Genomic DNA, 13,695 nt, shown 5'->3' on the forward strand with positions numbered 1-13,695 from the left:
CTCGATGCTGTTAGCCCCCAAACTTATCTTCAAGACTCGAACACCACTTTTGAGTAAGATATTGATAAGAAAATAGCCTAATATTTTTCGTTGAATTTTAAATTATATTTGCCGAAAATCAAATTATGAAAATTACTTGCATTTTATTGTTTGCTATATTTTGCACAAATAATCTCATTGCTCAAGATTGGGAGAGAATTGCAGAAGTTGCTGATGTAAATGGTATGCTATTAAGCAACAATGGTGAAATTCTCTACGAATATAAGGGATCACCTTCACGCTACAATTTTTATAATGTATTAGAAGAAGAAATTTCTTTTGATTATACTGTTGAAGTAGAGCGTCGTGGCCAGTTTTCCCAGAGTACTGATGTATTTGTGACATTAACACAAAATGCAGAAGCAATTAATGTCTACTCTAATGACAATGGAAATCTAAGTCTTTCTCAAGTTATAGACTATGAGTATTCTGGTCAATCTATTTATCATTTTTATCAAATATCTGGTGATGGCTCAAGTATTTTGGTTTTGAGTAATGTAGAATGGATTCAAAATGAATCACTTGAAAATAGAATCACCAAATATAGTCTTATAAATGGCGAATATACTTTTGATGGTACGTTTACATATACAATGGGAGATGTATATAACGCTGGCACTGAATTTTCGGTAAGTCATGATGGCAATCGAGTTTTGATAAGCTCTCCTGGACCAGGTTCCAATAATGGACTAAATGGAGAGACAAGGATTTATGAAAATATCAATGGAGCTTGGAGTCAGGTAGGTAATACGATAACTGCTTATGCTGATGAATCACGAGTAGCACGACAAGATTTAAGTGCTGACGGTAATAGAATTATTATGACATATTTATTCGACGATACTGTAGCAGAGGATGCGGGTGCAGCACGCGTTTTTGAATATGATAATAGTTCCTGGAACGAAATCGGATCATTTTTCGGAGAACAAGCTTTTGATGCCATGGGGCAACGTGTGCAAATCTCTAATGATGGAAAAACGATTGCTGTACAAGCACTTCAAAACAATAATATTGAAGATTCAAGAAGAGCTTACATTGAAGTTCACGAAGAAATTAATGGCACTTGGTCTCAAAAAGGGACTACATTTTATAATCCAGATATAAGTAGATTTTATTTTTACGGCTTTGGCTTTACCCTTTCTGAAGATGGACAACGCTTAGGAATTGACAACTCTTTTGACAATACTGATCCGGATTACGTAGGCACGTACAATGTGTATCAATTTAATGAAAATCTAGGGATTAATAATACGTCTTCACTTAGCCATAGTGTACATCCTAATCCAAGTAGTGGGAATTTTAAAATTGAATTCAAAGAATCTCAAGAGTCAGCAACTTTAAATCTTGTTGATATTTCTGGGCGAATCCTATATACTTTTTCCATTACGCAATCTTCACATTTTACAGTAAACGAAACCCTTCCTGCAGGTATTTATTTTCTTACTATAGAGAGTGGAGGATTATCATCTGTAGAAAAAATTATAATAGAATAAACTAGTTCCTAATTTGGCTCAAGTTAGAATAGCAATTTATCATACCTTCAATTAGAACGCTTACTTTTTTTAAGCTTAAGTATAACCCTGCTTTTTAAGTGGGGATTTTTTTATGCGCTTTCGCGAAAATTTGAGTTGATTAGCTTGATGCTGATAATTATACATATTTATTGAATTAATTAACCCAAAGTAAGGCAAACCGTAAAGGAGGTGTGTTGGGAAGTTGTATTTTAGTGGATTAGTTTTAAGGCTAGATATTTATTATAACTAAAAAAAATGAGATTGATAAGAGTTTTTCTATTCCTGATCATAATTTCTTGTAATCCGATTAATCACGAAGTCAAACTTAGCGATTCTGATTTAGAGATTATCAATAAATTTTACTCTCCAGACAGCTCAAAAATACTTTATGATTATTCTTACTGGAGAGGGAATAATCCAAGTTTTGGAATGTCAATTGTAAAAGCAAAAGATACAAGTGATATTATTAGTAATTATAAACTACCACGATATGGAAAATATTCAACCAACGACTTAAAACCTTTGCAATGGATTAGTAGAGATACATTTTTGATGGAAATGGACCCCACTAATACTAATAGGAACGGTGATCTTTTTAAAGAATTTTATTTCCAAAAAAACGATGTGACTTTCAAAATTATAGAAAAAGACATTGCCGATGGACTTCCTCCAAACATTGAAAGATTTTCCATATCTCCCGATAGAACAAAATTACTAGTAGCCTACAGGTATTCAGGCGCAACACATATAGAAATATCAGTCATAAATTTTGTAGATAATCTTCCCAAATCTGGAAATATTTACACGACTAATAAAAATGAAATATGCCCAATACTTTTTGGAAAATGGACGGATAATTATGAAGTCTTGTTGGAATCTAAGCAACCTTGGCCTGTAAAATTAACCTCAAACAGATTAAAAGTTGATATTAACATTAAAAAAATTGAATATAAACCAAAGTATTCGGGTGTTGGTGGAGGTTGGTATAATAAAGAACTCTTCGACAGACAAGAATCAAATTTCTATTTTAAAAACTCTTCTAAAGAAGCTATCGGATTTATAACTAAAAAATATTCCTGGGGAGATAATTATCATACTAAATTAGATAACTATAATTACGAGTACGAATTAGACGGTAGAAAGTATCAATCATATTTCAGATATAGTCGAAACGACGAACCTTTGAAAATTGGGGATTCAGTTCGAATTTTAGTTAATGAAAAACAACCAATAATTCATAAGCTCCTAGAAGAATACAGCCGCTAATAGCTTTAAAAAAATAAGACTAAGAGCGCCAAAAATATAATCTAAACATATTTTCATAAGTCGCCTAATCTAAACTCAACAAAATGATATTCGAAATTCCATTTAATGAAGAGATTTATAACCAACAAATGCTTCTAAATTTCAACACTGCTTGGAAGAAGAACTTTAATAATAACAGAAAACGTCTGTTCTTAGCAATTCCAATGATCCTAGTTGGTGGATTAATCATATATGGAGAAAACAATACTGGCTTTCTGCTAGTCGCAATTGGAGTTCATTATTTAATTAATTTTTATACCTACTATAAATTTTACCAGAAAAGTAAAAAATCCTATTTAGATTTAATGAATGCGGAAATTCTTAAACAAAAAGGGTCAAATGAAAATCACTTGTGGGAATTTGACGACCTCTTCTTTAGATATAAAGATCATAAATATGAAGCCAAAATAAAATGGGAGGTTTTCAAAAGCCATAGAGTGATTGAGAATAACCTGTTTCTTGATATCGATGTCGGGACTAATTTAGCTTTCATTCTAGGAGAATCGGAAATAGGTACTGACAATTTTAAAAAAGCGACTGAGTTTGTTAAAGGAAAAGTTACTCAAAAACATATGTAGATTAAACAACCTTTATCATTATAGCACTAGCGAGTATCGTTATCAACATACTCTTCAGATAGAAAAATATCACGTACCAATGCGCCCACCTTACTCATACCTCATCATCTTCCTCCTACTACTAAGCACTCACATCACCAGCGCTCAAGAAAAACAAGTAGTTGAGTATTTCAATACGGGTGAGAAAAAAAGTGTCGGGCTTAAAAATGCTGCTGGTCTTCCTACGGGTGAGTGGGCTTATTATAGAAAGGATGGAGCGATAGATACTAAGCTCACTTTTAATGGTTCAGATAATCCAGCAGGCCCTTTTGAAATGTATTACCGCAACGGGCAGTTGCAAACTAAAGGTTCTTATGCGAGTGAAGGTTTTTATAAAATGGATGGGCCTTACGCGGATTATTACAGTAATGGCCAACTAAGATCTAAAGGAGTTTATAAGGAGAATCGAAGTGTTGGCAGTTGGATGGGGTATTGGGAGAATGGCCAACTCAAATCAAAAACTACCTATAGCAGCGAAGGTGTGATTATAAGTAATACAGAATATCACAACAATGGCAACTTGAGACTAGATGCTACCTATACTGATAAAGGCGACTTTACCGGCAACCTCAACATTTATTATCAGGATGGAACGCTATTTACCTCTCAAGAATTTGATGCGCTAGGTAACAAGAAAGGCGTGTACACGTCTTTCTACAAAAACGGCAGTATCAAGGAGCAAGGTGAATATGCAGGCATCGATTACTTTAAGAAAAAAGGCGCCTGGAAATCTTTCTACAAAGATGGTACATTACAAATGATGGTTACCTATGACAATGAAGGAAATCGTCTAGAGATTAAACGCTATGACACCAATGGAGAATTGATTCCTGAGAAGGAATGATATAAGAGCTGTTTTTGCGAAAGCGTTATTAGTAGCTACCTACTAGTTGAACAATAATTAAGAAATGAGTTAGCTAATTATTCTTTATCCTTCTAGTTACTAACTGGGATCTTCTAGAATTAATCTAAAAAGTAAAAAAGCTGAACAATCAGTTGACTGTTCAGCTTTTATTTAAGATAATTTATTTTTGAATAATCTGATTCTATTAGTTAAAACGCAATAAACTTCTAGTTACAATCCAAAGAATATGATGCACTATCATCTTTCTGCCAACCACTTGGAATATTGTCAACATCATCTACCTCTATACACCTTAAATTGGGACTGTCGTTTGCGGCCATTAATCCCAATATCGAATTATTACCATTCCTTAAATCTAATTGGGCGAGTTGAGGATTTCTAAAGGCTACCAATCTTTCCAAGTTGGGCTGATTAGATAAATCTAACTGTTCAATAAATGTATCACCACAACTAACCTCTTCCAAGTTGATATTTTGCTCAAGAAAAAGTGATGTAAGTAAGTTTTCAGAAACATTCAATCTTTCAAGATTTACATTACTACTTACATCAATTAATGTTAAGTTATTAAATGCTAAATTTAATCCTCTTAGTTCTTGGTTTTGAGTAACGTCAACTTGAGAAATAGAATTCCTATCTAAGTTCAATTCCCTCAACAAAGGATTATTAGATAAATCAATGCTAGATAAGTTATTACGACTCAAACGAGCACTTTCTAAGCTTACAAATTGAGATAAATCAATTGAAATCACCTCATTACCCTCAATTCCTAATTCTTTTAAAATAGAATTCCCCTCCATATCAAAACTTTCCAACTGATTGTGATCTAAAAAGATTGTTTCAAAAGAGGAATCTGTTAAAATGGATACGTCTGTGATATTATTACCGATCGCACTTAAGACTCTCGCATTTGTAAAGTAAACTATGTCACTTAGGCTCGATATCTCTTTCTGCGACAACGACAAAGTTTCAGTAAATAAAGAGGCTTCACATTCAGAAATCTCACCATCTAAGTTTATATCAATAGGTTCAGGGTTGTCTAGTAATGCTTGCTTTAAGTTTGCATCTGTAAAATTTATGTTATCACTTACCGGAAATTCTATTTCGAGCGTATTACTCAGCTCTGATTCTGCTTGAAGATTATCTGTTGCCGTAACGTTAATTACAGCTGGATAGTTTGATAAACTAACCTCGAATGTATACATAAGACCTGTTAAATCACTAGCTACAACAACATCATTAATGTAAACCTTGTAAGTAATTGAGTTATTTTCATTTATATCACTTGAGGCAGACCAACTTAGTCCTATCATATTACATTCTTGCTCCTCTAAAGATAAATTAACAGCTGTAGGGGCAATATTCACCTCTGGTGGCGAAACAACTTCTACACTAACACTGTCCTCTTCCGAACTACAGGAAAGAAATGTGGTTACAAGTAAAATAATTGACATTTTGATTAAAGCTTTCATATCTGATTTTAGTTTTTTGATTGGCTGGCAAATTAAGCAATAAAAAAATAAATTGTCAGAATAAACCTACTATTTACAAATACTCTTTTTAAGAGGGAATTAATAGACTATTTGATTACAAGTTTGCGATTCGATCTATTCAGAGTGATTTGTAGATAGCACTAACCAATTCTTATTTTGGTAACAGTAGTGGTGAGATATGCTTTATAGGAAACTATAAAGAGCTTCATCTACGACAATTAAGGAAAGCTCCTTAACTTCAAACGCTATGACACTAATGGTGATTTGATTCCTGAGAAGGAGTGATATAAAAGCTATTTTCGCGAAAGCGTTATTAGTAGCTATCTACTAATTATTGCATTGCGATAAACGGAGTTAAGTTAGTTACTCCTTTGCATCAATTAAATCTGCGAGATAAAGCGCATCCTTAGACACTCCGCCTAATGTTGCAGATCCGCGAGTGTACATCCACGGTAGTCCTAAGAAATACAGACCGTCTATATTGCTTACTCCTCTGCTGTTTTTTGGATAGCTATCTGCATCAAGCTCTAAACCTTCTATCCATTGAAAATTAGGGCGATATCCAGTTGCCCATATGATGTTTTTTATAGTAGCTACTTTCTTGTTTTCGAAGATGATTTCCTCATGCATGGCATCTTTAGTTCTGCCGCATATAATGACGTTGTCTCTAGAAAGAATTTCTTTAACATCTGTGCCTATAACGGGCTGCGTAAACGAGCTTATCCTCTTACCCATCCAGCTATATTTATTAAAACTTAGAAAACCTGTGACAGTAAACCACCACCATAACGACTTCCCTAAAATATGCTGCGGCAAGGATTTTACCGTAGTATCCCCAGAGAAAAAGACCTTCCTGCGGCCATCTTTTGAGAGTTCGTTTAAGATTTGATATCCAGAATCACCTCCACCTACTACGAGTGCATCTCCCTCTTGTAATTGATCGAGTCCTTTATAGTAATTGCTATGCATCTGTGTTATACTGTCTGCAATCTTAGTATTACAAGGCGGCGTGTATGGCGTGTGAAAAGGACCTGTGGCAACCACCACATTTTTTGCTTCAAGATCACCATCCTTATGTGTGAGAGTAAATCCCTTTGATGTCTTACTTATAGAAGTAATTAATGTATTGAGTTTTACAGGGATTTCAAAAGTCGACACATAAGACTTAAAATAATCTGCTACTTCATATTTACTTGGGTAATGACCTTTAGGAGTGTCAAATTTTAAACCTGGCAGATGGTTGTATTCGGTAGGGGTAAATAGTTTTAAGGAATCCCATCTGTTTAACCACGACGCCCCTATTTCTTTATCACCATCTACCACCACGTAGTTCTTCCCCATCTTTTTTAAATGGTACGCCATAGATAATCCGGCTTGTGCTCCTCCTACTACTACATAATCTAACATCTGTTGCCCTTCTAATTTTTTGCAAAAATAGACATTAAGAATAGCTTTCCTCCTTTTTACAGCTTTCAATAAAATCACACACTATAATCAGAATATTTTACTATAAATATTCCGCATCACAATCACTTTTTAGATTATTTTTCATGTACGGAATGTTACAATGTGGGTGGTTACGCTTTCGCGAAAGCGTACTTATCATAAGGCTAGTTCACGTGCAACTCAGGGGACATAAAACCACTTCTTACAAATAACCCTACCTTTGTAGCCACAAAAAAAATAGCTATAATGAATAATACTCCCCTAAGAACCCTTGTACAAGGCATTCCAAAAACAGAACTCCACCTCCATATAGAAGGTAGTTTTGAGCCAGAATTGATGTTTGAGATTGCAAAACGGAATAACATCACCCTTGCTTATGATTCTATTGAGTCATTAAAAAAGGCGTATACGTTTAATAACCTTCAGGAGTTTCTAGACATCTACTATACTGGTGCACAAGTACTCTTACACGAGCAAGATTTTTATGATCTTACGTGGGCATATCTTACTAAGGTGCATAGTGAGAACGTAGTACACGTAGAGGTGTTCTTTGATCCACAAACACACACAGATCGCGGTGTTCCTTTTAAAACAGTAATCACCGGGATTTACAATGCGCTTGAGAAAGCAAAAAGTGAATACGGTATTACCTATAAACTTATCATGTCTTACTTGAGACACCTAAGTGAGGAAGCTGCTTTTAAAACGCTAGAAGAATCACAGCCATATAAAGCGTGGATAGATGGTGTAGGGCTTGACTCTTCTGAGCAAGGAAATCCTCCTAGTAAATTCAAAAACGTATTTGAAGCCTCGGCAAAAGAAGGTTATAAACTAGTTGCACACGCCGGTGAAGAAGGCCCAGCAGATTATATCTGGGAAGCGCTTGACGTACTAAATGTTGTACGTATAGATCACGGTAATCGCTGCTTAAGTAATGATGCACTTGTGGAGCGTCTTGTAAAAGAGCAAATTCCATTAACGCTTTGCCCTACTAGTAACGTAGCACTTAAGGTGATTGACAAGATGGAAGAACACCCAGTAGCGCAGATGCTAGATAAAGGGATTCTTGCGACGATACACTCTGATGATCCAGCTTACTTTGGCGGATACATGAATGAGAATTACTACCAGACAGCAAGTGCCTTAAACTTATCTAAGGAACAGATCATGCAACTTGCCATCAATGGTTTTAAAGCAAGCTGGCTTACCGAAGATGAGAAAGCAGCACACATCACAAAGGTGAAAGCATACTTTGCTTCCATCGATTAAGTATTTTAATAAGGTTGCGCTTTTGCAAGAGCGCACCCTTATTTCTATCGTTCTGTAAGGGACATCTTACCACCAATCAGAAGCACCTAAGCGACTGATAACTCAATCTTTATAGCTATTTTTGAACCAACTTAAATAGGACTACTATGGAGGTAATAAAAATTATATTCTTTGCGCTTGGCACTTTCTTTGGCGTTGACGATAGCACCATCGTCGCAGAAGAAACTGCCGTCCACATTGACATTACAGAGCAAATTATAACGGTAGATCAACAAGATGTTTTTGCGCTAGTGAGCAATGAGAAAGACAGCTTAAAGATTAGAAATACCCTCTACAGAATAGGAAACGCACAAGCACAAGAAAAGCGCCTTACCTTAAAAGAAAAGTTTGATACCTACGCTTGGTCCACTTCTGAAATAGTGAGCCGTAAAGAAGCAAAGCAACTTGACATTAAACTCAAGTTCAAGTATGTTACTAAGGAGCAGCTTAAAGATTTTGGGATAGACTACGTAGAAAAAGATAGCTCCTATGCTATGATTAATATCCCAGCGTGGAATATTAAAACCACTACTGGAGCACTGCGAGATAATTACTGGTACTTTAAGGATAGTATTTCCTTTACCCTTTCGCCCGCTAAGGATATGCCTAAAAAATACCTGCCTCTTAAGAAAGGCTTGTATAATTACTGGGAGCAGGTAAAACCATAAGATAGACTATAAGAATTGTTGTTACGCTTTCGCGAAAGCGTAATTACCCACCATCACTACCTATCACCTACAATCCTCATCATTTATATGATGGGGATTTCTTGTCTTTAAGTAATGCATAACACAAATTATTGTTAAAGGCTTTTTAATTACTAAACGGTTGGTTAGTTTTGTGCAGTAATAAGAAACAAGTGGCTAGAAAAAAGAATTATGATGAGCGTGAAGTAGTCGAAAAGGCTATGAATCTGTTCTGGAAAAATACCTACGAGTCTACCTCTATGCAAATGCTAGAGAAGGAAATGGGTATTAATAAATTCTCAATCTATGCGAGCTTTGGAAATAAGCATGGTCTGTTTTTGGCAAGCTTAGCTTATTACAAAGAAAAAGTAGGCGCTATTATTAAGAAGTTTGCTAGCGGTACAAACGGTGTTCAAGATATCAAACAGTTTTTTATAGACTCTGTAACTATCGTTGATCAAGATGGTTCTCGCAACGGATGCCTAATTACAAATACCTACAACGAGTTTGCAGCTAGTGAAGACGCTGTGATTCAAGAAGAGATGAATTCCTTTATGACTACTATAAAGGAGCTTTTTATTGAAAAATTAAGAATGGACGGTAGTAAAGATGAGGAAACCATTATGCGAGAAGCAAATTTTCTTTTATTAGCCAAACATGGCCTAGCAGCTGCGTCAAGAGTAAACACAACACAAGAGATTGAAGATTACATAGAGATGACGTTTAAAAACATCTAACTATTTTTTTACCCTAAAACTAAACGAACGTTTAGATATAATTAACATAAATTAAAAATTGCTATTATGACAACATTAAAAGTTCACAACATCGAGAGTGCTCCACAAGAGAGTAAACCATTATTAGAAGGTTCTGTAAAGTCTTTCGGGATGCTTCCAGGATTACATGGAGTACTTGCAGAGTCTCCACAAATCTTAAAAGCATACCAAGAATTACATGAACTGTTTATGAACTCTTCATTTAACGCAGATGAGTTAACGGTAGTATGGCAAACAATTAACGTAGAGCATGCATGTCACTACTGCGTACCAGCACACACAGGTATCGCAAAAATGATGAAAGTAGATGACGCAATCATCGAGGCTTTACGTAACGAGACTCCATTAGAAGATCCAAAACTAGAAGCACTACGTACATTCACTTTATCGCTTACACGTAACCGTGGTAACGTTTCTCAAGAAGATCTTACTGCATTTTATGCAGCTGGATATGGAGAAAGACAAGTACTAGATATCATCTTAGGATTATCTCAAAAAGTAATAAGTAACTATACAAATCACATCGCAAACACACCTGTAGATGCTGCATTTGAGAAGTTTGCTTGGGAGAAAAAATAAGTAACTCCCCTAACTTAATTAATAATAAGCCTTCCTCAATATTGTAGGAAGGCTTCTTTAAAAGGTCATATGAGTATTGCAATAGAAAATAATGTAGCATTAGTCACTGGCGCAAATAGAGGTATTGGTAAAGCGATTGTGGAATCATTTTTAGACCACGGAGCAAAGAAAGTATATCTAGCGGTGCGTGATACAAACTCTACAAAAGAACTAGAAGAAAAGTATGGTGATAAAGTAGTCACTTTACAAGCAGATGTGTCAAACACAGCCTCAATAAAAACACTAGCAGAACACGCTACAGATGTAGATGTAGTAGTAAACAATGCAGGTATAGGTACACCACAGTCTATCATAAGTGATGATGTAGAAGAAGATTTTCTTAATCAGCTACAGGTAAATGCTTTTGGATTAGTGCGTGTTGCAAACGCTTTCGCGAAAACGTTAGAAAGCAACAAAGGAGCGCTTGTACAATTAAACTCTATCGCTTCTATCAAGAACTTCTCTCAACTCTCTACATACTCTGCATCAAAAGCAGCATCGTATTCTTTAACACAAGGAATTCGCACAGAGTTAAGTCCGCGAAGAATTAATGTACTAAGTGTACACCCAGGACCAGTAGATACGGATATGGCTGCAAAGGCAGGCTTTGAAAATGCAGCAGCTACTTCTGAGATTTCTGAAGGAATTGTAAGCGCACTAAAAGCTGGAGACTTCCACCTATTTCCAGATGACATGGCAAAGCAGTTTGAGAAAGAATACGAGAACTTCTCTAACAACATCGTAACTTCAGATTTTTCGGAGTAATTTCACATTAAAACATTTATTATGATAAAAGTATCTGTAATGTACCCTAATAGTGAGGATGTCAAATTTGACACCGACTATTATAAAAATAGTCACTTACCTATGATTCAAGAATCACTAGGTGACGCATTAAAGGGATTAGAACTAGAAGTAGGAATCGCTGGAAGAGCTCCTGGAGAGCTTGCTCCTTATGTAGCGATTGCTCATTTAAAATTTGATAGTATTGCTTCTTTCCAAGAGAGCTTTGCACCACACGGAGAAAAATTTGCAGCAGACGTTGAGAACTACAGCAACGTTCAAGGAGAATTACAGATAAGTGAAATCATAGATTTGTAAAATGAAGAAAGAAAAATTAAAAATAGATATTGTCTCAGATGTAGTTTGCCCATGGTGTACCGTAGGTTACAAACGACTTGAAAAAGCAGTATCAGAACTTGGTATCAAAGACCAAATAGAGATTGAGTGGCAACCCTTTGAATTAAACCCTCAAATGCCTGCCGAAGGTCAAAATGTAGATGAGCATATTACAGAAAAATATGGCTCAACTGCAGCGCAACAAAAAGAGTCTAAGCAACGACTAGTAGATGCTGGAAATGAGCTTGGTTTTACGTTTGACTATTTTGACGATATGAGAATTGTAAACACTTTTGATGCGCACGTACTATTAGAGTATGCAAAGAAATTTGACAAGCAAACGGAATTAAAAATGCGACTTACTACTGCTTATTTTAGTGAGCGTAAGGATGTATCACAAAGAGAGGTCTTAAAACAAGCACTTCTCGACGTTGGCTTAAATGCAGAAGAAGGCATGGCCTTACTTGATAATGAAGAAGCTCGTTATGAAGTAAGAACTCAGCAAGGTTACTGGAAGAATTTAGGTGTAAACTCAGTTCCTACCATTGTTTTTAATAGAAAGAGTGCAGTTACTGGAGCACAACCTGTAGATTTATTTAAGAAAGTACTCTCAGAACTTATTACTGAATAATAGATATATTACTCTTTAAAATAGGCTTTCCCTAAAAGCATTTTTAAAGATTAGAGAACCCGTACATAATGTTCAAAAGGCATGGTGTGCGGGTTTTTACTTTTGGTGCTGCGAGGATATATTTAGATAATTACGCTTTCGCGAAAGCGTAACAACACCGCTACCCTAGTACTTCCACTCAATTTTTAAAAATATTTGGCTCACCTATGAAAAGAAACCACCTCAACTCCGACCTATAAGTGAAGAACTTAATATCATCGCTATGAAACCTTTACAAGAAAAAAGCATAATTATATTTGATGGAGCTTGTAATCTCTGTAATGGTGTTGTGGGCTGGCTTATTAAATTTGCACCAAGCGGATTGTTTGAATGTATCGCCTTTCAATCTCCAAAAGGACAGCGTATTTTAAAAGAATACGGCAAGCCTACGGATCGATTGGACACAGTAATGCTCATTGATAATCAAGAGTTACACACGCACTCTGATGGATTTTTAAAGATTGTTTCAAAAATCCCAAAATGGAAAGCAGTAGCAACATTGCTCGCATTTATCCCAAGGATCATACGTGATTATATTTACAATACCGCTTCTCGCAATAGACTTAAATGGTTTGGTGCTTCTTCATCTTGTACCATCAATATTTAATATAGAAACCCAACACTCCCTAAGAAGCATTGGGTCTCATCAAACAACAAAAAGCGACACCCGTGGGTGTCGCTTTTTGCTAGTTGTCATTAATACTATCTATAAATTTTACATCTCTTGTGTTTTTCTGCACCGCTATGGCCGAAAACAGACTTAACGTAAAAGACATTCCATAAAATCCTTTCTCACTTAAATCTAGATCTGCATTCCATAAACCTACAACGAGTAGTAAGATAGAGACGATGGTCACAAACCAACTTATACCATAATAAATATCTGTCACTGGGACTCCTTCTAGTCTATCTCTCACGCTTTTTTGTACAGATACTACAGCAAATAGTCCAAATAGCAATACGGTAAAGTAATATCCCTTTTCATTAAGGTACATATCTGCATTCCATAGTCCTACACAAAAGGATATCATCCCTACAAATAATGCACTCCAAGATGCGCTTATAAAAGCTCCCGTAGGCTTGTTTGAAAATGGTTCTTTCTTTTTACTCTTCTTTTCTGTTACGGGTGTTTCAAATTGATTTTCCATAATTATTGTTGTTTGATTATGGAACAAAGATGCAGTGATGTAGCAGCTATTAAAATCAAATATTTTAATAATACCTATGACCTAATTAGGATAA

At 35.5% G+C, this 13,695-nt stretch carries 15 protein-coding genes; 12 read left to right on the forward strand and 3 right to left on the reverse strand.

Annotation, left to right across the window (positions count from 1 at the left end; all coding sequences use genetic code 11):
* The first annotated feature begins 125 nt into the window (after window positions 1-125).
* The 4 genes from SJY23_RS02670 to SJY23_RS02685 all read left to right on the forward strand — a co-directional run bounded on the left by SJY23_RS02670 (window position 126) and on the right by SJY23_RS02685 (window position 4,319).
* Window positions 126-1,532 (forward strand): T9SS type A sorting domain-containing protein, encoded by a 1,407-nt coding sequence (locus tag SJY23_RS02670; RefSeq protein ID WP_396597337.1) that lies wholly within the window; start codon window positions 126-128, stop codon window positions 1,530-1,532.
* 276 nt (window positions 1,533-1,808) lie between these two features.
* The gene (locus SJY23_RS02675) at window positions 1,809-2,819 is read left to right on the forward strand and encodes a hypothetical protein (RefSeq protein WP_396597338.1); all 1,011 of its coding nucleotides are present in this window, start codon (window positions 1,809-1,811) and stop codon (window positions 2,817-2,819) included.
* A gap of 83 nt (window positions 2,820-2,902) precedes the next feature.
* Window positions 2,903-3,436, forward strand: coding sequence for a hypothetical protein (locus SJY23_RS02680; protein WP_396597339.1), 534 nt, complete (start codon window positions 2,903-2,905; stop codon window positions 3,434-3,436).
* A 79-nt stretch (window positions 3,437-3,515) separates the two neighbouring features.
* Complete coding sequence (locus tag SJY23_RS02685; RefSeq protein ID WP_396597340.1) at window positions 3,516-4,319, forward strand: hypothetical protein; 804 nt, start codon at window positions 3,516-3,518, stop codon at window positions 4,317-4,319.
* A 227-nt stretch (window positions 4,320-4,546) separates the two neighbouring features.
* On the opposite strand, the gene SJY23_RS02690 is transcribed toward SJY23_RS02685, so the two are convergent.
* Together SJY23_RS02690 and SJY23_RS02695 are read right to left on the reverse strand one after the other, a co-directional pair.
* Window positions 4,547-5,809 carry a hypothetical protein gene (locus tag SJY23_RS02690; RefSeq protein WP_396597341.1) on the reverse strand — a complete coding sequence of 421 codons (1,263 nt, stop codon included), beginning with the start codon at window positions 5,807-5,809 and terminating at the stop codon, window positions 4,547-4,549.
* A gap of 384 nt (window positions 5,810-6,193) precedes the next feature.
* Window positions 6,194-7,237 carry a flavin-containing monooxygenase gene (locus SJY23_RS02695; RefSeq protein ID WP_396597342.1) on the reverse strand — a complete coding sequence of 348 codons (1,044 nt, stop codon included), beginning with the start codon at window positions 7,235-7,237 and terminating at the stop codon, window positions 6,194-6,196.
* Window positions 7,238-7,522: 285 nt separating this feature from the next.
* On the opposite strand from SJY23_RS02695, the gene SJY23_RS02700 reads away from it, so the two are divergent.
* The 8 genes from SJY23_RS02700 (at window position 7,523) to SJY23_RS02735 (ending at window position 13,060) form a co-directional block, all read left to right on the forward strand.
* Window positions 7,523-8,545: an adenosine deaminase gene (locus tag SJY23_RS02700; protein WP_396597343.1), complete on the forward strand. Its 1,023-nt coding sequence runs from the start codon at window positions 7,523-7,525 to the stop codon at window positions 8,543-8,545.
* A gap of 146 nt (window positions 8,546-8,691) precedes the next feature.
* The gene (locus tag SJY23_RS02705) at window positions 8,692-9,252 is read left to right on the forward strand and encodes a hypothetical protein (protein WP_396597344.1); all 561 of its coding nucleotides are present in this window, start codon (window positions 8,692-8,694) and stop codon (window positions 9,250-9,252) included.
* Between the two features lie 191 nt (window positions 9,253-9,443).
* Window positions 9,444-10,007 (forward strand): TetR/AcrR family transcriptional regulator, encoded by a 564-nt coding sequence (locus tag SJY23_RS02710; RefSeq protein WP_396597345.1) that lies wholly within the window; start codon window positions 9,444-9,446, stop codon window positions 10,005-10,007.
* Window positions 10,008-10,073: 66 nt separating this feature from the next.
* Window positions 10,074-10,625: a carboxymuconolactone decarboxylase family protein gene (locus tag SJY23_RS02715; protein WP_396597346.1), complete on the forward strand. Its 552-nt coding sequence runs from the start codon at window positions 10,074-10,076 to the stop codon at window positions 10,623-10,625.
* Between the two features lie 69 nt (window positions 10,626-10,694).
* Entirely contained in the window at window positions 10,695-11,429 is a 735-nt protein-coding gene (locus SJY23_RS02720; protein WP_396597347.1) for an SDR family oxidoreductase, read from the forward strand.
* A 21-nt stretch (window positions 11,430-11,450) separates the two neighbouring features.
* Complete coding sequence (locus tag SJY23_RS02725; protein ID WP_396597348.1) at window positions 11,451-11,765, forward strand: EthD family reductase; 315 nt, start codon at window positions 11,451-11,453, stop codon at window positions 11,763-11,765.
* 1 nt (window position 11,766) lies between these two features.
* Window positions 11,767-12,414, forward strand: a complete 648-nt coding sequence (locus SJY23_RS02730) for a DsbA family oxidoreductase (protein WP_396597349.1) — start codon at window positions 11,767-11,769, stop codon at window positions 12,412-12,414.
* Between the two features lie 262 nt (window positions 12,415-12,676).
* Window positions 12,677-13,060 carry a thiol-disulfide oxidoreductase DCC family protein gene (locus tag SJY23_RS02735; RefSeq protein WP_396597350.1) on the forward strand — a complete coding sequence of 128 codons (384 nt, stop codon included), beginning with the start codon at window positions 12,677-12,679 and terminating at the stop codon, window positions 13,058-13,060.
* A 79-nt stretch (window positions 13,061-13,139) separates the two neighbouring features.
* On the opposite strand, the gene yiaA is transcribed toward SJY23_RS02735, so the two are convergent.
* The gene (gene yiaA, locus SJY23_RS02740; protein WP_396597351.1) at window positions 13,140-13,601 is read right to left on the reverse strand and encodes an inner membrane protein YiaA; all 462 of its coding nucleotides are present in this window, start codon (window positions 13,599-13,601) and stop codon (window positions 13,140-13,142) included.
* Between the last annotated feature and the right edge of the window lie 94 nt (window positions 13,602-13,695).

Origin of the sequence: Dokdonia sp. R86516, from assembly GCF_044596715.1 — a bacterium.
In the GTDB taxonomy this organism is placed as follows: domain Bacteria; phylum Bacteroidota; class Bacteroidia; order Flavobacteriales; family Flavobacteriaceae; genus Dokdonia.